16 protein-coding genes are annotated in these 21,584 nt (G+C 56.7%); 6 read left to right on the top strand and 10 right to left on the bottom strand.

Annotation, left to right across the window (positions count from 1 at the left end):
* Positions 1-195: 195 nt before the first annotated feature.
* The 3 genes from clpB to rluD all read right to left on the bottom strand — a co-directional run bounded on the left by clpB (position 196) and on the right by rluD (position 4,610).
* Complete coding sequence (gene clpB, locus ACZYUB_RS16425; protein ID WP_463949313.1) at positions 196-2,769, bottom strand: ATP-dependent chaperone ClpB; 2,574 nt, start codon at positions 2,767-2,769, stop codon at positions 196-198.
* Positions 2,770-2,871: 102 nt separating this feature from the next.
* Complete coding sequence (pgeF, locus tag ACZYUB_RS16430; protein ID WP_463949314.1) at positions 2,872-3,639, bottom strand: peptidoglycan editing factor PgeF; 768 nt, start codon at positions 3,637-3,639, stop codon at positions 2,872-2,874.
* Positions 3,630-4,610, bottom strand: coding sequence for a 23S rRNA pseudouridine(1911/1915/1917) synthase RluD (gene rluD, locus ACZYUB_RS16435; protein ID WP_463949315.1), 981 nt, complete (start codon positions 4,608-4,610; stop codon positions 3,630-3,632). The genes pgeF and rluD overlap by 10 nt, the downstream gene beginning before the upstream one ends.
* 103 nt (positions 4,611-4,713) lie before the next feature.
* Here rluD and ACZYUB_RS16440 point away from each other — a divergent pair, with 103 nt between their 5' ends.
* Positions 4,714-5,472 (top strand): outer membrane protein assembly factor BamD, encoded by a 759-nt coding sequence (locus ACZYUB_RS16440; RefSeq protein ID WP_463949316.1) that lies wholly within the window; start codon positions 4,714-4,716, stop codon positions 5,470-5,472.
* A gap of 90 nt (positions 5,473-5,562) precedes the next feature.
* On the opposite strand, the gene gshA is transcribed toward ACZYUB_RS16440, so the two are convergent.
* The 3 genes from gshA to ACZYUB_RS16455 all read right to left on the bottom strand — a co-directional run bounded on the left by gshA (position 5,563) and on the right by ACZYUB_RS16455 (position 10,531).
* Complete coding sequence (gene gshA / locus ACZYUB_RS16445) at positions 5,563-7,140, bottom strand: glutamate--cysteine ligase (RefSeq protein WP_463949317.1); 1,578 nt, start codon at positions 7,138-7,140, stop codon at positions 5,563-5,565.
* Between the two features lie 26 nt (positions 7,141-7,166).
* The gene (locus ACZYUB_RS16450; RefSeq protein WP_463949326.1) at positions 7,167-9,992 is read right to left on the bottom strand and encodes a M16 family metallopeptidase; all 2,826 of its coding nucleotides are present in this window, start codon (positions 9,990-9,992) and stop codon (positions 7,167-7,169) included.
* A gap of 86 nt (positions 9,993-10,078) precedes the next feature.
* Positions 10,079-10,531 carry a YqaA family protein gene (locus ACZYUB_RS16455; protein ID WP_463949318.1) on the bottom strand — a complete coding sequence of 151 codons (453 nt, stop codon included), beginning with the start codon at positions 10,529-10,531 and terminating at the stop codon, positions 10,079-10,081.
* A gap of 144 nt (positions 10,532-10,675) precedes the next feature.
* Between ACZYUB_RS16455 and ACZYUB_RS16460 the strand changes: the two genes are divergently transcribed.
* Positions 10,676-10,843: a hypothetical protein gene (locus ACZYUB_RS16460; RefSeq protein WP_460883621.1), complete on the top strand. Its 168-nt coding sequence runs from the start codon at positions 10,676-10,678 to the stop codon at positions 10,841-10,843.
* Positions 10,844-10,869: 26 nt separating this feature from the next.
* On the opposite strand, the gene ACZYUB_RS16465 is transcribed toward ACZYUB_RS16460, so the two are convergent.
* Positions 10,870-11,631 carry a ferredoxin--NADP reductase gene (locus ACZYUB_RS16465; RefSeq protein WP_463949319.1) on the bottom strand — a complete coding sequence of 254 codons (762 nt, stop codon included), beginning with the start codon at positions 11,629-11,631 and terminating at the stop codon, positions 10,870-10,872.
* A 362-nt stretch (positions 11,632-11,993) separates the two neighbouring features.
* Here ACZYUB_RS16465 and rapA point away from each other — a divergent pair, with 362 nt between their 5' ends.
* From rapA to ACZYUB_RS16485, 4 genes are all read left to right on the top strand, one after another.
* Positions 11,994-14,870: an RNA polymerase-associated protein RapA gene (gene rapA, locus ACZYUB_RS16470; RefSeq protein WP_463949320.1), complete on the top strand. Its 2,877-nt coding sequence runs from the start codon at positions 11,994-11,996 to the stop codon at positions 14,868-14,870.
* Positions 14,871-14,965: 95 nt separating this feature from the next.
* Positions 14,966-15,628, top strand: coding sequence for an RluA family pseudouridine synthase (locus ACZYUB_RS16475; protein ID WP_463949321.1), 663 nt, complete (start codon positions 14,966-14,968; stop codon positions 15,626-15,628).
* A gap of 67 nt (positions 15,629-15,695) precedes the next feature.
* Complete coding sequence (locus ACZYUB_RS16480) at positions 15,696-16,517, top strand: DUF3530 family protein (protein WP_463949322.1); 822 nt, start codon at positions 15,696-15,698, stop codon at positions 16,515-16,517.
* A gap of 21 nt (positions 16,518-16,538) precedes the next feature.
* The gene (locus tag ACZYUB_RS16485; protein ID WP_463949323.1) at positions 16,539-17,534 is read left to right on the top strand and encodes a D-2-hydroxyacid dehydrogenase; all 996 of its coding nucleotides are present in this window, start codon (positions 16,539-16,541) and stop codon (positions 17,532-17,534) included.
* A gap of 111 nt (positions 17,535-17,645) precedes the next feature.
* Here ACZYUB_RS16485 and ACZYUB_RS16490 read toward each other — a convergent pair whose 3' ends face one another.
* The 3 genes from ACZYUB_RS16490 to ACZYUB_RS16500 all read right to left on the bottom strand — a co-directional run bounded on the left by ACZYUB_RS16490 (position 17,646) and on the right by ACZYUB_RS16500 (position 21,338).
* A complete protein-coding gene (locus ACZYUB_RS16490; RefSeq protein WP_460882784.1) occupies positions 17,646-18,317 on the bottom strand; it encodes a TSCPD domain-containing protein in 672 nt (223 codons plus the stop codon).
* Positions 18,318-18,366: 49 nt separating this feature from the next.
* The gene (locus tag ACZYUB_RS16495) at positions 18,367-20,478 is read right to left on the bottom strand and encodes an adenosylcobalamin-dependent ribonucleoside-diphosphate reductase (protein ID WP_463949324.1); all 2,112 of its coding nucleotides are present in this window, start codon (positions 20,476-20,478) and stop codon (positions 18,367-18,369) included.
* Positions 20,479-20,861: 383 nt separating this feature from the next.
* The gene (locus ACZYUB_RS16500; RefSeq protein ID WP_463949325.1) at positions 20,862-21,338 is read right to left on the bottom strand and encodes an early set domain-containing protein; all 477 of its coding nucleotides are present in this window, start codon (positions 21,336-21,338) and stop codon (positions 20,862-20,864) included.
* Positions 21,339-21,584 lie beyond the last annotated feature (246 nt).

Raw genomic sequence — 21,584 nt, forward strand, 5'->3', positions numbered from 1 at the left:
CAGAAACACAAAAAATGCCGAATTCGGGTTTGTTCGCTGATTTATCCAGCAATGCGGTTGTTTATGAATCACTATAGCGTCAATCCAACGAGTTCTTTGGCCTGACTCGCGTGAAAAAGAGAGTTAAACACTCGGCGTAGAGCCGATTAGCTGTCTCTACGCCAAAACATCATCTGGCTAGCATGTATCAGCTAGTTACTGACTGATAGTGAACCTTCCATCTTGCAGATCCAGAACCAAGGGTCTTCCCGGTGCGGCCTTGCCAGACAAGATCGCTTGCGCCAACGGATTTTCCACTTCTTGTTGAATCGCTCGCTTGAGTGGGCGGGCCCCATAGACAGGATCAAATCCCGCTTCGGCCAGATGAGCCAGCAAGCTGTCTCGCAACTCCACCTTATACCCCATATCTTCGAGCCGCTTCAGTAATCCGGCCAATTGAATGCGCGCGATCGACTCTATGTGTTCCCGGCTCAGTGGATGGAACACGACCGTTTCATCGATCCGGTTCAGGAACTCAGGACGGAAACTATGGGACAATACATCCAGTACCATGAGTTTCATCTCGTCATAGGTAGATGAGCCATGCTGCTCCTGAATCAAATCAGAGCCCAGATTCGAGGTCATAATCACCACTGCATTCCGGAAATCGACCGTTCGTCCCTGACCATCCGTGAGACGGCCATCATCGAGCACCTGCAATAGGATGTTGAAAACATCCGGATGCGCCTTCTCGATTTCATCCAGCAAGATGACCGAATAGGGCTTACGGCGTACAGCCTCCGTCAGATAACCACCTTCCTCGTAACCCACATATCCGGGAGGGGCACCCACCAGCCGCGCCACACTGTGCTTCTCCATAAACTCGGACATATCGATGCGCACCATGGCGTCCTGCGTATCAAAAAGATACTCGGCCAATGCCTTACACAATTCTGTCTTTCCGACACCGGTAGGCCCGAGGAATAGAAACGAACCAATCGGACGCATGGGATCGGACAGTCCAGCGCGGCTGCGGCGAATAGCATTAGCGACGGCATCCACTGCTTCATTCTGCCCAATCACCCGAGTGTGTAACTGCTCTTCCATCCGCAACAACTTCTCTTTCTCGCTCTCCAGCATCCGTGCTACCGGAATACCGGTCCAACGGGCCAGCACCTCGGCAATTTCGGCATCTGTGACTCGATTGCGTAATAACTTTTCGTCATGCATTTCAGCCTGAGAGGCCAGATCAAGCTGCTTCTCCAACTCCGGGATACGGCCATAACGCAGCTCGGACATGCGACCTAAGTCCTGGGCTCGGCTCGCGACTTCAAACTCCTGCCGAGCCTTTTCCAGCTGAGCCTTAATGTGCTGGGTTCCCGCTAAGGATGCTTTCTCGGCTTTCCACACCTCTTCGAGCTCGTTGTACTCGCTATCCTTTTCTTTGATCTCCTGATTGATGAGATCCAGGCGCTGCACACTGGCGGCATCCGCCTCTTTCATCAACGCCTGCTGCTCCATCTTCAGCTGGATGATGCGTCGTTCCAGGCGATCCAGCTGCTCCGGCTTGGAGTCGATCTGTAGCCGGATACTGGCTGCCGCCTCATCGATCAGGTCGATGGCTTTGTCCGGCAACTGACGATCCGAGATATAACGGTGCGACAGCGTTGCGGCCGCAACGATGGCCGGATCGGTGATCTGAACATGATGGTGTAACTCATACCGCTCTTTGAGCCCGCGCAAGATAGCTATGGTGTCTTCGACGCTCGGCTCTTCAATCAGCACTTTTTGGAAGCGACGTTCAAGTGCCGCATCCTTCTCTATATATTGCCGGTATTCATCCAGCGTAGTCGCACCCACGCAGTGCAACTCCCCCCGCGCCAATGCGGGTTTAAGCATATTCCCCGCATCCATGGCGCCTTCGGCTTTGCCTGCGCCAACCATGGTGTGCAACTCATCAATGAAGAGGATGACGTTCCCCTCTTCCTTGGCCAGCTCGCTCAGCACAGCCTTGAGCCGCTCCTCAAACTCACCACGATACTTGGCACCAGCCACCAGCGAGCCCATGTCCAACGACAGCACTCGCTTATTTTTCAATCCTTCGGGTACTTCACCATTGATGATGCGCTGGGCCAAGCCTTCGGCGATGGCAGTCTTACCCACCCCCGGCTCACCGATCAACACCGGATTATTCTTGGTCCGGCGTTGCAGTACCTGAATGGTTCGCCGTATCTCTTCATCGCGACCGATAACCGGATCCAGCTTGCCCCGTTCGGCACGTTCGGTCAGGTCGATGGTGTACTTTTCCAGAGCCTGACGTTTCTCTTCTGCTTCCGGATCCTCGACCTTATTGCCACCACGGACCTGCTCGATGGCTTTTTCCAGCTTGTCTTTGACCAATCCGCAGGCTTTGAGAATATCGCCCAGCTGACCTCGATCCTCGAGCCCTGCCAAAACGAACATTTCGGAGGAGATAAACTTGTCCTGCCGCTGCTGGGCATACTTGTCACACATATTGAGCACCCGACCCAATTGCGGCGACAACTGCACATCCCCATCGACTCCGCTGACCTTGGGCAGGCGATCCAGCTCTTGAGTCAGCCGACTACGTAACGTTGAGACATCAGCTCCCGCGAGTGTCAGCAGCGGGCGAATAGAGCCCCCCTCCTGATTCAACAGTGCCAACATCAAATGAATGGGTTCAATAAATTGATGATCACGCCCCAATGCCAATGACTGGGCATCGGAGATCGCAATTTGAAACTTGCTGGTGAGACGATCCAGACGCATTTCGCTCTCCCTTCTTCTTTGTAACAACGCGGCGCATCGAACTGATGAGCCGACCTTGCTATAGAAGATGGGGGTTATTGGTCTGGATTCAAGTTGCTGTGGTTAATTTTGCGCCATTAACCAGATCAAACCGCTCATGCGTCCAGTCTGGCCATCGCGGCGATAGGAATAAAATTGTTCGGGATCGCTGTATGTGCACAGCTGCCCGCCATAGACCTGCAGCACCCCGACTCGTGCCAAGCGCTGACGAGCCAGCAGGAACAGATCCCCTAACCACTTGTCGTCCTCTGGAGCCGACAGAGTCGAGGATACAAACGCGCTCGCAGCAGCAGGATCCTGCTGTATAAAATGCGCTCGTACCTCAGCGCCCACTTCAAATGCCGTTGCTCCAATCGCTGGCCCTAACCAGACCAGGATCTCCTGACTCGGTACCTGCATGGCAGCAACCGTCTGCTCCAGCACGCCATCGCAGAGACCACGCCAACCCGCATGTGCAGTCGCTACTACGGTTCCAGCCCGATCACAAAACAGCACCGGCAAGCAATCAGCCGTCATGACCGTCAAGGCTACATCGGTCAATCGAGTTACCGCCGCATCCGCGGTAGGAGCCGTTACCGGTTGTGCGGCGCGAGTGGAATCGACCGGATAGACAACCGTGCCATGCACCTGATTCAACCACACCGGCTCTTGGGACAAATGGAGCGACTCCCGGAGCTGATGACGGTTGGCCGCCACCGCCGCAGGGTCATCTGCCACATGAGCACCCAGATTCAACCCGGCAAACACTCCCAAGCTTTCACCACCCTCACGGGTGGTGAAACAGGCCTGCACCTGAACGGGTGCAGGCCAGTCCGGGTAAATCAGACCCATACCAAATCATCCGGATTCGCGGCGGTATCGGCGCGCAGCACATCAATAAGATCGATCATGTCCTGCGGGATCGGTGAATGCCATTCCATCAACTCGCAAGTGACCGGATGTGCCAGACGCAGCATGGTGGCATGCAGTGCCTGACGTCGGAAACCGCGCAAGGCAGCCGTGAACTCCGGTGTGGCGTTGCGAATGGGGCGCAGACGACCGCCATAGACAGGATCGCCGATCAGCGGATGCTTGATATAGGCCATATGCACACGGATCTGGTGAGTCCGACCGGTTTCCAAACGCAAACGCAAACGGGTGTGCGCACGGAATTTTTCCATTACCCGATAGTGGGTCACTGCCGGTTTGCCCGTTGGCGTTACGGCCATGTGTGTTCTGAGGTTGGCATGGCGGCCTATCGGTTCATCGACTGTGCCACCAGCTGTCATATGACCGACCGCAATGGCTTCATACTCACGGGTGATGTCGCGGCGCTGCAAGGCATCCACCAGATGGGTCTGGGCCGGGATCGACTTGGCAATCACCATCAAGCCTGTGGTGTCCTTATCCAACCGGTGGACGATACCGGCGCGAGGTACCTCGGCAATCTCCGGATAGCGATACAGCAGGGCGTTCAGCACAGTGCCATCCGGAGTCCCGGCACCTGGATGCACCACCAGGCCGGCCGGTTTGTCGATCACCAGAATATGCTCGTCTTCGTAGACGATATTCAGTTCGATGTCCTGGGGCTGCCAGCGCGTTTCGTCGGCCAGCTCTGCCGCGATCAGCACCTGTTGCCCGGCCAGGACGCGCTCACGGGGGAGATTGACCAGCTTGCCATCCAGACTCACTTTGTCGTCCAGGATCCACTCCTTGATCCGGGTTCTGGAGTAATCCGGGAACAGATCGGACAGCGCCTGATCCAGACGTTTGCCGTAATGGCGGTCCTCAAATGTTCCGGTTAATTCGATAGCTTGGCTCATGGATGATCTCTAGGTTTGGATAGGCAATTGGCGCATTCTATCTTTTCTTTTGCCTGAGCTTAACGGATACTTCTGCAATTCTGGCAAACCGGATCCTATTTGCATGTTCAAGAAGTCTCACTTGCTGCTCCCCCTGACGTTGATCCTGGCCTTGCTGGCCGGGTGCTCCTCCACCGATAAAGAGAAGGTGCCGGACGAGCCGCCAGAGAAGCTGTTCCAACAGGCGCAAGAGAAACTCGACGCCAGTAACTATGCCAAAGCCGTTGAATTGCTTGAAGCTTTAGACTCCCGCTATCCCTTCGGTCCCTATTCTGCCCAGGTACAGATGGACCTGATCTACGCCTACTACAAGGATGGCGATACCGCCCACGCCATCGCCAATATCGACCGTTTTTTGCGGCTGAATCCGACCCATAAAGATGTCGATTATGTTTATTACATGCGCGGTCTGACCAACATGCAGGCGGATTACAACTTCTTCCATCACACGCTAGGCATTGATCGCTCCGATCGGGACCCAAGCTATGCCCGACAAGCCTTCCGTGACTTTAAATCGATACTGACCCGTTACCCGAACAGCCAATACGCCGCCGACGCCCACGCCCGGATGATCAGCCTCAAGGATCGTCTAGCCAAGTACGATCTGGCGGTGGCTGACTACTACTGGCGCCGTGGAGCCTGGATTGCGGCGGCCAATCGTGGCAAGGGGATTGTAGAAAACTACACCGACACCACGGCAGTTGAACCGGCACTGGAAATCATGGTCAAGAGCTACGACAAACTGGCCCTGACCGACTTGGCCAGTCACGCCCGTCAAGTGTTAGCGGCTAACTATCCGGATAACGATCTGCTCAAGCGCTAATCGTCTTCGCACCAGAACCAACAATAACGCCGACTTTCGTCGGCGTTATTTTTTGCAGCAGCACCAGACCTGAACTCACTCAGAGGGAGATCAGTGGGAGAGATAGCACTCGAGAAACGCATCGAAGCTGATGTGATCGGTGGCTTCGATCTCCTGCTGTTTGGCTAACGAGGCATGAGCCTCATCGGCAAAGTAGGCTCCATCCCAGAAAGTCAGATCTTCACCGCGCAGCTGCTGTCGGTAGGTCTCTGCCAGCTCCCGACCGTAGGCACCGTTATCCATATCGTGAGTCAACAGATGGTCCAGCAAGCGGGCCGACAAGGTCTGGGTCGGATCATGCAGCTTCTCTTTTTGTGCCTGCAGGGCGATCTGGTATTGCACTCGCCCATAGGCCCGATCCAGTAACTGTGCCACCTGCAACAACTCATCAAATAACTGATCGCCCCAGGCCCGCAAGGAGAGCTCGCCATTGGCGGTCTGCAACATTAGTCCTGGCCGACGGCCCTCGAGCACCACTTGTGTCAGGTTATGGCGATTGCGCCGGACTTCATCCTCGCCCAGCGGAGCCGAAGGTTTAAGCAGGCACCACACCAGGAACAGATCCAGGAAGCGTAGTTGCTGGATGTCGACCCCCAAGGGGCTAAACGGATTGATATCCAGAGTCCGCAGCTCGATATATTCGATACCGCGGTGCTCCAGCGCCGTCAGGGTGCGCTCTCCGGCGCGAGGAGAACGTTTGGGCCGGATCGGCGCATAGAGTTCGTTTTCCAGTTGCAGCACATTGTCGTTGAGCTGCCGGTAAACACCATCCACCTTGACGCCGAGCGCGGTGAACTCTTCGGTCTTGGTCCGCAGAGCACGGCGCACACTCATCAAGTAGCTGTCCAGATTGTCATGGTTAATGCCCAGGCTGGCCTGAGCCTTGTTGGTATAGCCCAGATCCGAGAGCCGCAACGAGGTGGCATAGGGCAAATAGAGAGTGCCCTTCCCGAGTTTCTGGAACGGCAGTCCCGTTTCGCGTCCCTGCAGAAACGAGCTACACAGCGCCGGAGAGGCACCGAACAGATAAGGAATCAGCCAGCCAAACCGGTACACATTACGGATCAGCCCCATATAACCGTCAGAGATGAAGCGCTTGCACTGACAGCGCACTCCACGCACATCCTGCCACTCGCTCCAGAAGCTGTCCGGCATCGAGAAGTTATAGTGAACGCCAGCGATCACCTGCATCAAACTGCCATAGCGATGATGCAACCCTTGCCGGTAGAGGGTCTTCATCCGTCCCAGATTCGAGTTGCCGTATTGCGCCAGGCGAATACTCTCTTCACCGCCGATAAAGCAAGGCATCGACAGCGGCCATAACCGCTCCTCGCCCAGATGCTGTACCGAATAGCGATGAATGTCCCCCAGCTGGGAGAGCAGGGTCTCCATGGAATCGGAAGCTGGCGTGATAAATTCCATCAAGCTTTCCGAATAATCCGTGGTGATGTTCGGATGGGTCAATGCCGAACCCAGCACCTGGGGATGATCGCTCTGCGCCAATCGCCCCTCAGGGGTAATGCGCAGTCCTTCCCGCTCTATGCCCCGACGAATACCCCGGACCGAACCAATCCGCTCTGCGGTATTGAGCTGTTCGAGCATATCCGTCAGTGAGACCTCTGATTTCATACAATTCCTTAATCAGCCGGGCGTCTTCAGATGCCTGCAGCCTGGTTCGATGTATAGCGATAAATAGGAAGGTGGAGTTCAGCCAGCGACTTTTCAAGCCGCTTGGCATCCCCAACCACAACAATGACCATTTTGTCTGGATCCAGCCAGCGCGCTGCCTGATGTTGCAATTGCCGGGCACTGATGGCTTGCACCAGTTGTTGCTGACGCAGAATGTAATCAGGCTGCAGTTGGAGAGTGGCCAGGGTCAATAGAAAACCAGCTTTCTGCCCCAGCGTTTCGTAGGAAAGGGCATCCTGACGAGAAAACGCCGATTTCAGATAAGCCAGCTCGGCCGGACTCGGGCCGCTGCGAGCATAGGCTCCGGCCGCCTTGAGCATCTGACGCAAGGCATCCACAGTGGCATCGGCTCGCACATCCGAGCTGACGACAAATTCCCCCACATCCCGATAGGCGTTGAAGCTGCTATTGGCGCCATAGGTGTACGCCTTCTCTTCGCGGAGCAACAGATTGAGTCGGCTATTGAAGTTGCCACCCAGGCTGAAATTCATCAACTGAGCCTGAAAATAATCGCCCGTGACATCAATTGGCAGTGCCCGTCGTCCGACGCGCAGGGTCGATTGCACAGCATCGGGTAGGTCCACCAGATAGATCCCGGGTTTAGCTTGTGGCTCGTGCGGCAGCAGGCTTGGCAATGAGCTGGCTTTGCCAAAACGCTGGCTGAGGAACTGTAACTGCGGCAAAAGCTGGACTTGATCGATATCTCCCACCACGACCACAACCCCACCAGCGGTATGATAGTAGTGCTCATAGTAGTGACGGACATCGTCCAGGGTCAGCGCTTGCAACGTCTTGATATAGCCATCATCGGGCTCGGAGAGCGGCGATGCCGGGCCATAGATCAGCCGGTTGAAGGCATTGTCAGCCAAGGTGTCAGGCTCTCGCTCACTCTGCTTCCGAGCCTGGATCAACTGGTTTTTCAGGCGGATGAAGTCGCTGTCGCGAAAGCCGGGACTGGTCAGCAACTCCTGCACTAGAGCCAGAGTTTGCGGCAGATTCTCGGTCAGAGAGGAGATGCTGATGGCCGTGTCATACATGCCGGCCGAGATGCGGATCCCGGATCCCAACCGCTCCAGCTCATCGCTGAGTTGCTCCCCGGTCAACCGCTTCGTGCCTTGTCGCACCATCAGAGCCGTCAGGTTGGCAAGACCGGCCTGAGTGGCCGACTCCACCCGGCGTCCACCCGGTAAGGTAATGGTCAACGACACGGCCGGGATCTCCCGATTCACACTGCCTAACACCTCCATCTGCGCTCCCAACGGCTGCCGCCAGATCGTGGGGACCGGCATGGTCACCGCCGGACCACTGGCTGGCATACGGCTGCGATCGAACCGATCCTGCACCGTCCGCAATTTCGGCTCGGTCACCGTCTGATGCGCAGCGAGCGTCCGCGGGGCCGGAACATAGTTCTGGCTCGCAACCGCCCAGCGAGGCTCACCCTTGGGTACCACGCTCAGCAGCACCCTGTGCCGATCGGCAATATGCTGGCGATAGGCGATCATCACCTGTTCGGCGGTCACCGCCTCCAGGCGCTGCAGGAAATGCAGGCTGGCATTGGGATCCCCCTCCATCACCTGGCCATAAGAGAGGGCGTTGACCTTGTCCTCGACACTTTCCAGCCGCCAGACGGCCTGGGCACGCAATCCGCCCTTGATCCGAGCCAGATCCTCGGGCTGTACCCCGCGCTGGGCGAAGCGTTCCAGAATGGCGGCCACCTTGTCGGCCAGGGGTTTCAGACTTGCTACCTTGCTGACGTTCGGCAATACCGTGAGCGACAGGCTGCAATCCAGCTCCCGGCAATTGAAGGAGGCATCGGCCTGCACCGCCAGACCGGGTTTCACCAACTCCTGATAGAAGAGTGCATTCTTGGAGCCCGCCAGGACCTGGGCTAGCACATCCAGAGCCGCCTCATCCTGGGAGCCGGCAGTGACATGGGTCGGTACCGTGATCAACAGCGCCGGTTGCTGGATGCTGTCTTCCAGCGTGACATAGCGATCCGCCGGCAGCGTCACCGGCATAGGTTTTGGTTTGCTCACCTCGGGGCCCGCAGGAATGGGGGCGAAGTAACGTTCAGCCCACGCCAGGGCCTGTTCGGGTTTGAAGTCTCCGCCTATGGTCACAGTCGCGTTATTCGGGCCATACCAGCGCAGAAAGAAGCGCTTGAGATCGTTCACATCGACCCGATTCAAGTCTTCCACATAGCCGATGGTATCCCAGGAATAGGGATGTTCCCGAGGATAGAGCGACTCGCCATTGACTTCACTCACTCGCCCATAAGGCTGGTTGTCCATGCGCTGAGCCCGTTCGTTCTTGACCGTGGCGCGCTGCACCTCGAACTTCTTCTGGCTCACCGCATCGAGCAGGAAGCCCATCCGATCGGCCTCCAACCAGAGCACCTTTTCCAGCTCGTTGGCAGGCACTGTCTGGTAATAGTTAGTCATATCCTGGCCCGTGCCGCCGTTGACCGTTCCCCCCACCGCCTCGATCAGCTTGAAGTGCTGCTGATCCCCCACATGTTTGGAGCCCTGGAACATCATGTGCTCGAAAAAGTGGGCGAAGCCGGTCATCCCCTGCACTTCCCGGGCGGAACCGACGTGATAGCTGACATTGACATGTACCAAGGGGTCGGAGTGATCCGGATGCAGGATCAGCGTCAGACCATTGTCCAGGCGATACATCTGATAGGGGATCAATAGAGAGCCCGGTTTTGCCGGCTGCTCGGCCACCAGCCTCGGTCCAGCCGCCGCTGTAGAAACCGTCGCTGCTAGTGGCGCAGACACACTCCCAGCCACCAGCACACACCACAAGCCCACACGGGCCAAAATCGAATGCTTCACCACCACCTCTCGATGCCAAACCAAATTTCGGACGCCAGCAGTCAAACCCATAACCCTGCCGCCATCACCACCAATCCATATCGCACCGTTTTACCGAGCAAGATCAGAACCAGGGAGATCCAGAACGACCAGCGCAACCAACCGGCCAGTAAACACAACGGATCACCGACTACTGGCACCCAGGCCAGCAGCAGAGACCAGTAACCATAACGCTGCAACCAGCCCAGCGCTCTTCTATGTTCTGCTACATGTTCTGCCGTATGCTGCGCAGGGTCGGCCAACTGTCGCAACGGCCGGTAACGCGCCAGCCAGTAACCCATGCACCAGCTGGTCATGGAGCCCAGCACATTACCCACAGTAGCGACCCCCAGCCACCACAGCCATTGCTGAGGAGCCTGGAGCAGCACAGCGCCCAGAGCCAGCTCCGAACTACCGGGAAGCAGGGTTGCCGAGGTATAGGCGCTCAACAACAAGCCCCAGCTTTGCCAGTCCATGTTCACTGTCTCCTAAATCCGCTGCGCCGCGAAATAGCCACGGCCAACCCGCAACCGGGGCCGTGATCCGGGGTTGAGTCATTACCTGGGTCTGCGGTTACAATCAGCCAAGAATGTTCCCGAGGATACAAGGCCACTACCACCATGACCAGACTCTTTCTACTACCACTGCTGCTGTCACTGTGCTGGCTGATTTTCCTGCTGTGGATGCGCATCCCGCTGCGACAGGGGGTGAAGGGATTTTACTGGATCATCGGCCTGGGCGGCGGCTTGGCCGCCCTGCTCAGCCTGTTGATGTGGTTGACTCGTTAGTCTGCGGTTCTTTCTATCATCCTGAACTACCAGTAATTTTCCATGCTGATCTGGCCCGTCTCGCGCCGCAGATGCTTGCGCAAGCCTCGTGACTGCAGCACCTGCAGCGTCTCCTTGACCATGGCCGGATTGCCACACAGCATCACCTGACTCGATGCCGGATCCAGCGTCAAACCGACATGGGCCTCGAAGCGACCATCGGCGATGGCATCCGGGATCCGACCATGAATGCCAACAGGCCACAGCTCCCGAGTGACAAACGGCACATAGTGTAACCGCCCCGGCCAGCGCAGCTGCAGTTCGGCAAGCAGAGGCTGATAACTCAACTCCGCCCCCAACCGCACGCCATGGGCCAGCACCAGCTGTTCAAACCGCTCAAACACGCGCCCCTCGGCCAGCAGTGACAGGAAGGGACCAATGGCCGTGCCGGTCGATAACATCCACAGTTCGCGGCCGGCGGGCAATTCATCCAGGGTCAGAAACCCGCTAGCCTGACGGGCCAGCCAGAGCCCGTCCCCGACCTGCAGCCGTTGTAGATGGGGGGTCAGACGGCCGTCGGGGATCAGAATCACATAGAACTCGTGATACCCGACGTTCGGAGGATTCACAAACGAGTAGGCGTGAGCCACTCGCTGCAACTCGGCACCAGGCATCTGCGGTAACCATAATCCCAGCCGGGTAAACTGCCCCGCGGTATAGGGTTCCAGATCTGCCTCGACGCGCAGGGAAAACAGTTTGTCTGTCCAGTGCGTCACCTGGGTGACTCGCCCTTCAACCCAATCCGTCATGATTGTGTCTCCTTCATGGCCGTCTACCCTTTCAATCTAGCGCCAAACCGGCCGGTATAACACAGAGTCGAAGCAAGGCTATTCGCGAGCAGGGCGTCTGCCCGGCAATAGCATGAAAGCCGGAGTCGATGGCCCAATGTTCATGACCCGACTACCCTTAGCCTGACGCGGCTCGCGCGGCTCGCCATCGCCGCAGCGGGAGTCCAATGCCACCGGCGCTCCCGAAACAAGGTTGCAGTTTGTAAAGTCGGCCTATCGGAATGCAGACGCCAGATGATCACAAACCGTGCTTCATGTACCATAGCGCGCCATTTTTCCCGTTAGTTTTCCCTCAGTTTTTCTGTGTGGCTTTGGAGTTGTTAATGCCTTTTGCACTTGGCCAGCGTTGGATTAGTGATACCGAGACCGATCTGGGTCTGGGTACCGTGGTTGCCCTGGAAGGACGCATGGTTACCCTGCTGTTCCCCGCCAGTGGCGAAAACCGGATTTATGCCAAGGACGATGCCCCGGTCACCCGGGTGCAGTTTCACGTAGGCGATACCATTACCAGTCACGAAGAGTGGCAACTGGAAATTGATGCGGTCGATGAACAGGGGGGCCTGCTGGTGTATCACGGCACCCGTCTGGACACCCAGGAACCGGTCACTCTCAAGGAGGTGTTTTTAAGCCACTTCCTCAAATTCAATAAGCCGCAGGATCGGTTGTTCGCCGGTCAGATCGACCGTCTTTCCCGTTTCAGCCTGCGGTATCAGGCCCTGGTCCACCAGCATGCCCGCCGTCGCAGTCCGACCCGGGGCCTGGCCAGTGGCCGTGTCAGCCTGATCCCGCACCAGTTGCACATAGCCCGCGAAGTCGGCCATCGCCATGCGCCACGGGTGCTGCTGGCCGATGAAGTCGGTCTGGGCAAGACCATCGAAGCCGGGATGATCATCTATCAGCAACTGCTTTCCGGTCGTGCCCAGCGCGTCCTGGTGCTGGTGCCGGAATCCCTGCAACACCAGTGGCTGGTCGAGATGCTGCGCCGGTTTAATCTGCACTTCTCGCTGTTTGACGAAGAGCGCTGCATCGAATCGGCCCATGATGCCGAGAACCCATTCGAAACCGAACAACTGGTGATCTGCAGTCTGGAGTGGTTGCGCAAGAAGCGCGCCCGCTTCGACGAAGTCCATGCCGCACCTTGGGATCTGCTGGTCGTCGACGAAGCCCACCATCTGGAATGGAACGACGAGGCTCCGAGCCGCGCCTACCAGATTGTCGAAGCATTGGCCGAAGAGACCCCCGGCGTACTGCTGCTGACCGCGACCCCGGATCAACTGGGTCATCAGAGTCACTTTGCCCGTCTGCGGCTGCTGGATCCGGAGCGCTTCTACGATTACGAAGCCTTCCTGGCCGAAGAGCAATCCTATGGCCAGATCGCCGGGATTGCCCAGCAACTGCTGGAGGGCGGTGATCTGGATGCCAACAGCCAGCAACTGCTGCGCGATTGTCTGGATGGTCTGGACCCGGCCGCCCTGAGCGATAGTCAGCAACGGGAGCAACTGTTACATGCCCTGCTGGATCGGCATGGCACCGGCCGCATCCTGTTCCGTAATACCCGCTCGGCAATCCAGGGCTTCCCGGAACGTCACCTCAACCTCTACCCCATGGCCCTGCCCGAGCAGTACAAAACCGCGATCAAGGTAATGGGCATGATGGGTGGCAACAGTGGCGATGCCGATACCCGCGCCCGTCGTTACCTGTATCCAGAAAAAATATTCCAGCAATTTGAAGGCGATGCCGCCACCTGGACCCAGTTTGATCCGCGAGTGGACTGGCTGTTGGCCCTGCTGAAGTCAGCGCGCCACGACAAGGTACTGGTCATCTGCTCCGAAGCGGCTACCGCCCTGACGCTGGAAAATGCCCTGCGGACCCGCGAGGGGATCCGCGGTGCCGTGTTCCACGAAGAGATGTCCCTGCTGGAGCGGGATAAGGCGGCGGCCTATTTCGCCCAGGAAGAGGCGGGCGCCCAGGTGATGCTCTGCTCGGAAATCGGCTCCGAAGGCCGGAACTTCCAGTTTGCCCGTCATCTGGTGCTGTTCGATCTGCCGCTGAATCCGGACCTGTTGGAGCAACGCATCGGTCGTCTGGATCGGATCGGTCAGTTGAACATTGTCGAAATCCACGTCCCCTATCTGCAGGATACCGCGCAGGAGACGCTGCAGAACTGGTATCACCTCGGCCTCAATGCCTTCGAGGAAACCTGCCCGACCGGGCGTGTGGTTTTCGAATCGGTACGCGACGAGCTGTTCAGCCTGCTGGCCGATAATGTCACCGACCCGCAACTGCTGGAGCCCTTGTTCAGTCGCACTCGGAGCGAGCACGACACCCTGAAAGCCAAATTGGAGCAGGGTCGGGATCGACTGCTGGAGATCCACTCCGGTGGTGGTCGCGGTGCCCAGGCGCTGGTCGAAGAGCTGGCCGAAGAGGATGATCAGACCGCGCTGGTGAGTTTCGCCCTGCAACTGTTTGATGACATCGGCATCCAGCAGGATGATCGTGGCGAAAATGCCCTGGTACTGACGCCGGGCGATCATATGCTGGTTCCCAGCTTCCCCGGGTTGCCGGAGGATGGCATGACCATCACCTTCGAGCGCAATACCGCGCTCTCCCGGGATGATCTGACCTTCGTTACCTGGGATCACCCGCTGATCCGTGGCGGCATCGATCTGATCCTGGGCTCGGAAATCGGCTCCACCTCGGTGGCCCTGCTGAAGAACAAGACCCTGCCGGCCGGCGCCCTGATGCTGGAATTGGTGTTCGTGGCCGAATCGGCCAGCCATCCACAGCTCTACCGCTTCCTGCCACCGACGCCAATCCGCTTGCTGCTGGACAAGAACGGCAATAATCTGGGCGACAAGGTCGCGTTCCACGCTTTTGATCGTCAGCTCAGCCCGGTCAATCGCCACCTGGGCAGCAAGTTGGTCGGAGCCTCCCAAGCGGTGATCCACGGTTTGATCCAGCAGGCAGAGGCTGTGGCCGCGCCACGGCTGGAACAGATTGTCACCGATGCCCGCGCCACCATGCTGCAAACATTGGGCAATGAGTTGGCCCGCTTGAGCGCCCTCAAGGCTGTCAACCCGACGGTGCGGGACAGCGAGCTGGATCATCTGCGCGAGTTGCAACAGGAGTTGGGCCATTTGCTGGATCAGACCCAGCTCAAGCTCGACTCCTTGCGCTTTATCGTGGTCGCGCACGGTTAAGCAGACGCGGCCATGGGAGCTCGCCTCCCATGGCCGCGGTGCAATCCGGTTGATGACAAAGGTAACGCCTTCCCGATTTCCCAGACGAGAGCAGAATGAGCACATTCCATTACGATCCACCCCGTGAACCCTTCCTCGATATCCTGTTCGAGGATGAACACATCATGGTGGTGAACAAGCCCAGCGGTATCCTGAGTGTCCCGGGTAAGGCCGTTGAACACTTCGATAGTATTGCCAGCCGGGTCAAGAGCCTCTATCCCCAGGGGGGTGCCGTCCATCGCCTGGATATGGGTACCTCGGGCGTCCTGGTGGTCGCCAAGACCGCTCAGGCTACCAGCGCCCTCGGCCGTCAGTTCCAGGATCGCAAGACCGAGAAGTACTATTACGCCTGGGTCTGGGGGCAAGTGGAAAAGCTCGAGGGCACCATCGACCTGCCGCTGTGTGTGGACTGGGAAAATCGTCCGCGCCAGCAGGTGAATTTTGAGCAGGGTCGCCGCGCCATCACCCACTATATCTGTCTGCGTGTCGAAGCGGACCGCAGTCTGATGAAGCTCAAACCCATCACCGGTCGCTCCCATCAGCTGCGAGTCCACATGATGGAACTGGGACATCCGATCCTGGGGGATCATCTGTATGCCAGCCCGGAGGCGGAGGCGGCCGCGCCACACCTCTATCTGCACGCCGCCATGCTCAGTTTTTACCATCCCATCAGTAACCAGAAGCTCACCTTCGAGGCTCCAGCCCCCTTCCCGCTATAAGCCGACAGGCTCTTTCGCCGTCGGCGGGAAGGGCCTATTATCTCCTTGAATCAACAAGGAGAAATCTATGCGCTTGCCGAGTCTGTTGCTCTGTCTGTTGCTCTGCGCCCCTCTGCTAGCAGCGGAAACCGGAGCTGAATCAGCACCTGCGCCTGAAGCAACCCAGTCGGAGTCCGCCACCCCCGAAGCCAACGCGACTGCCGCTGCAGACAGCTCGGACTCTGATCTCTACTGGCAATCCCAGGATTGGCAAGATGCCGGACAAGCCAAACAGGTCGGCGATCAGGTCACCTTGCTGCACAAGAGCAATCAGGGCTACCGCCTGGGGTTGGCACTGCTACTGCCGGACTGGCAGCAGGTCGCCGATCTGCTGCCGCTGAGCCGTAGTCTGAATGACCAGGGATTCGATACCCTCATCATGCTGCCGAGCCCCCATCAGTTGACCCTGGATCCCAATGACGAGAAGGATCAACCGGCCATCGACGCCTTCCGTGAGCTCTGGCAACGTAAACTAACCTCCTTGCAGGAAAACAGCGGCGACAGCAGCGGGTACCAGTTGATCATTGCCGCCGGTAGTAGCGCCGCCTGGCTCAGCGGTCTGCTCAGTACCGAGGCCTTGGCACCACCGGATGCCCTGGTGTTGGTGGATGCCTTTTATCCGGCCCCGGATGCCAACGAGATCCTGGCCCACGAGATCGCCACTACGCCGTTCCCGGTCCTCGATTTGTATCGCGAGCATCAGGTGAGCTGGCTGGATCTGGCGGCCAATGCCCGTCGCCTCGAAGTCGAGCGCAACAGCAAGCTCGACTGGCGACAAATCCCGCTAAGTGATCCCGACGAGCGCGAGACACAACTCGCGGGTTGGTTGCGTCATCTGGGATGGAAGTAACGACCCATGACTGGAGTCCCCATGGCGGTTTCAATTGTATTTCTGGATCGCGATACCCTGCCCGCACGCATTGCGCTGCCGGCCCCTGCGTTTGTCCATCACTGGCAGGAGTATCCGTCGACATCGTCCGAGCAGGTGGTCCCCCGATTACAGGGCGCCACGATTGCCATCATCAACAAGGTGCGGATCGGCGAGATGGAACTGGCCGCGTTGCCGCAACTGCTACTCATCGCCGTGGCAGCAACCGGTACCGACAATGTGGATCTGGAGGCCTGCCGTCGACACGGTGTCGCCGTCTGCAATGTACAGGGCTATGCGGAACATGCCGTGGTCGAACATGCCCTGGCTCTGATGCTGGCCCTGGCCCGCAATCTGCCGGCCTACCAAAGCGCCTTACGCGCTGGAGCCTGGCAGCAGAGTCCGCATTTTTGCTATTTTGGCCCCGGGATCCATGATCTGGCAGGCAAAAAACTCGGTCTGATTGGCAGTGGCGTGCTGGGTCGCAACATGGCGCGACTGGGTCAGGCTCTGGGGATGGAGGTGCGCTTTGCTGCCCGCCGCCATGGCACCATCGATCACGCCCCGCTCCACACCTCGGCGGACACACTCGAACGACTGCCCCGATTGCCGTTTGATGAGCTGCTGGGCAGCAGCGATGTCATCTCCCTGCATTGCCCGCTGAATGATGAAACCCGGAATATGTTGGGCGCACGGGAGTTCGGGATGATGAAGCCAGGCTCCTTGCTGATCAATACTGCCCGTGGCGCTCTGGTGGATGAAGAGGCACTGCTTGAGGCCTTGCAGAGCGGCCATCTGGCCGGTGCTGCCAGTGATGTGGCGCGCCGCGAGCCACCGCAAGCCGGGGATCCTCTACTGCGCGCTCTGGAGCTGCCGAATTTCATCCTCACCCCCCATGTCGCCTGGGCCAGTGATGAGGCAATGCAGACCCTCGCCAACCAGGTCATCGCCAATCTGGAAGCTTTTCAGCGTGGTGAAAGCCTGAGACGAGTGGTGTGATCCCGTAGCGGGAGGCATGATTTTTCCCCTCGACGCAGATCGCTGGATCTGACACCGACAAAAAACGGAGCCTCATGGGCTCCGTTTTCGGGTCAGGATATCAGGTGGTCATCAACCACACTTGGAGTCGCCGCAATTCAGGCAAGTCATGCAGCCATCCTTCTGGATCACGGCTTTGCTATGGCACTTGAAGCAGAGGGTGGCATTGGGCGGAAAACTCCCGACCTCATCATCACCGGGAACCTCTGCCGCCAGCTCAGCCTGCTTCTGCGCCAGGAACTCCTGCTGATGCTCGTCGAGGCCTGCGCTCTTGAGCATGCCAATGTTCACCAGATGCTGTTCGATGACATTGCCGATTTCAGCGATCAACGAGGGAACATACTTACCCTTGTTCCAGTAGCCGCCCCGAGGGTCAAACACAGAGCGCAACTCTTCCACCAGGAAGGTAATATCCCCACCCTTGCGGAATACCGCCGAGATGATGCGAGTCAGTGCCACAATCCACTGATAGTGCTCCATGCTCTTCGAGTTGATGAAGATCTCGAATGGACGCCGGATCTCGTGCTCAGTCCCCTCGTTCAACACCATGTCGTTGATGGTGATGAAGAGCGAATGTTCGGAGATATGCTCCGGAGTCTTGAGTTTATAAGTGGTCCCCATCAACTTCTCCGGGCGTTGCACCGTCTCATGCATATGGACGACGCGAGCAGCCTCTTGCTGCTCCTGCTCTTCCTTACTCTTTACCTTGTAACCAATAATCTTGCTTTGAATCTTCTTGACCATAAGGGGGCCCATCAATATACAGTGGCTCGCGCGTGAGCGCCGAGCAGGATCAGAACTTGCCGTAGTAGCCTTCTTTCAAGGCATCGTAAAGGTTGGCCGCCGAATGAATTTCGCCATCGTACTCCACCTCTTCGTTGCCCTTGAGCTGGACCACTGAGCCATCTTCCAGGGCAAATTCGTACAGGGTATTTTCCAGGTCCTTCTCTTTGACCAGAACACCCTGAAACGCCTCGGGATTAAAGCGGAAGGTGGTACAACCTTTCAGGCCCTGATCATAGGCATACATGTAGATATGCTTGAACTCCTCATAGGGGAAATCAGTCGGAACATTCGCAGTCTTGGAGATCGAGGAGTCAATCCAGCGTTGTGCCGCAGCCTGGATATCCACATGCTGAGTCGGATTAATATCATCGGCGGTGATGAAATAGTCCGGCAACGCGGACTCAGGATCCTGACTATAAGGCATGGCCTTGGCGTTGATCAGCTCACGGTAGGCCAACAGTTCGAAGCTATAGACATCCACGCTTTCCTTGGTCTTCTTACCGGCCTTGATCACGTTGCGCACATAGTGATGGGCAAAACTCGGCTCGATACCATTGCTGGCATTATTGGCCAGCGACAACGAGATGGTACCCGTCGGCGCGATAGAGCTATGGTGCGTAAAACGCCCCCCGACTTCAGCTAACTCGGCAACCAGCTCGGGTTCTACTTCCGCCACTTGCTGCATGTAGCGACTGTATTTGGCATGCAAGATCCGCCCTGGTAGCTTGTCTCCAACCTGGATGCCATCCTGAGCCATCTCCGGACGCTTGCGCATCATAGCCGCCGTTACTTCGAACTCCTGCGTCATGATAGGAGCCGGGCCCTTCTCTTTGGCAAGTGCCAGCGCTTCTTTCCAGCCGGTGATTGCCAACTCTTGCGACACCTGCTCGGTAAAGGCCACAGAAGAAGGCGACCCGTATTTGATGCCCAGCATGGTCAAGGTTGAGCCCAGACCAAGAAAGCCCATGCCATGACGGCGTTTGTTCTCAATCTCCTGGCGCTGCTTCTCCAGTGGCAATTGATTGATTTCCACCACGTTATCCAGCATCCGGGTAAACAGACTCACCACCTTGCGGAAGGCGCTCCAATCGAAATGAGCCTGTTCCGTGAACGGTTCACGGATGAATTTGGTCAAGTTGATAGAGCCGAGCAAGCAGGCACCATACGGTGGCAGCGGCTGCTCACCGCAAGGATTAGTAGCACGGATGTCTTCGCAGAACCAGTTGTTGTTCATCTGATTGACCTTGTCGATCAGAATGAATCCAGGTTCGGCATAGTCATAGGTGGAGGTCATGATGACATTCCACAACCGACGGGCAGGCATGCTCTTGTAAACTTTGCAGGCCACCAGGCCCAGCTCATTGATGACTACGCCCTCTTTGGTCGGCCAATCCGCCCAGACGATGTCCGACGTAGTCAAATCGGTCTTATCCTGCTCCACTTCCTTCTTATTGAGCGGAAAGATCAGCTGCCAATCCCGATCCGCCTTCACCGCTTCAATGAAGTCACCGGTGATCAGCAAAGAGAGATTGAATTGGCGCAAGCGGCCATCTTCACGCTTGGCCTGGATAAATTCGAGCACATCGGGATGACGAATATCCATAGTGCCCATTTGGGCGCCACGACGACCTCCTGCCGAGGAGACGGTAAAGCACATCTTGTCGTAGATATCCATGAATGACAGCGGGCCCGAGGTATAAGCACCGGCCCCCGAGACAAAGGCTCCGCGTGGGCGTAAGGTCGAGAAGTCATAACCGATGCCGCAACCAGCCTTCAGGGTTAACCCTGCTTCATGCACTTTGTTAAGAATGTCATCCATGGAATCCTGAATGGTCCCGGACACAGTGCAATTGATGGTTGAGGTTGCAGGCTTGTGTTCAAACGCACCAGCATTTGAAGTAATCCGACCCGCCGGAATAGCACCATTCCGGAGCGCCCACAGAAAAGGCTCATACCAACTCTCGGGATCTTGCTCCTGTGCCGCCAACGCCTTGGCCACTCGCTGATAGGTATCATCAATCTGCTGATCAATGGGCGTGCCATCCTTACTCTTCAGGCGATACTTGGTATCCCAGATATCGAGCGAAGTTTCTTGTAGAGGAATCGGTAAAGCCAACATCGGAGAATTATGCGTCAAATCAGTTTTCGCCATCGTCATCATGCCTTCCTACGTCGTGCGATCTGCCGTGAATCAAGAACAAACGGAGCGACTCTACCAGCCACCACCGCCTAGAAATGTGAACCGTCATACATCATCGTAAAATCCCACAAAAACACAATATAATGACGAAGTGGAGATTATAAACACAATATGATGTATGAGCATGAGCTATCAGCTCTTGCAGGGAGGAAGGATTCTATAGGATAAGTAGAAAAAAAACAGCGGTGATTCAGCCTGGCAGGCTAAAACATTCATTTATAATGGAATTTATAAAAAGGCTCAAAAGCTGCAAAACAAAAGGCCCATCCACTATGGATGGGCCTTAGTATCAAGCGAGTGGCTTACTTGCCAGCCGGCTTCACATAAGTAACAGGCTTGGCACCACGAACGTCGATGTAGAAGTCATAATCGCCATCAACAGGCGGAGTAAACTTCACTTCTTCAAATTTGGAGTTCGGGTTCAGTTCTACTGGATCCTTTTCAAACACGCCAGGAGCAGTCAGGTAACCGAAGTTGGTACCTGGAGTCCATGCAGAGTCAGCAAACTTGAACTTGTACGGAGCGTAATCAACCTTCAGGCCCTTGGCTGATGCCTTATAGACACCCTTCTCTACCATTACGACTTTGTTTTCAGGCAACGGAGCCCATGGGTTAGCTTCAGTAATTTCACCACGCAGGTAAATTTCACGACCGAATACGTCAGCACCACCGGCACCGCCAGCAGAAGCGCCAGCTGCAGCAGTTTTGGTATCAGAAGCACAACCAGACATAACCAAAGCGCTGGTAGCCAGTACCATCATCAGCGTTTTCTTAAACATAGACTTTCCTTCGTTCATTTGTTTATCGGTTTGAATTCCTGAGAGTTTTTATCAACCCCCTCGGTGACGTATTTAACCAAAACTGATACGAGGAAAATCTGGCAGAGTTCACACTCTGACTAGCAGCAGAAATATTGTTGTCGATAGTGAGAAGTCGCTTTGATTTTTGAAACATTAGAGACAGGACCACCAACCTACCACTTCCAATAAATTCTTTGATTAACAGTGGGTTATGTGTTTTTCTTG

The sequence above is a fragment of the Pseudaeromonas sp. HNCC25DJ182 genome (genome assembly GCF_055413365.1).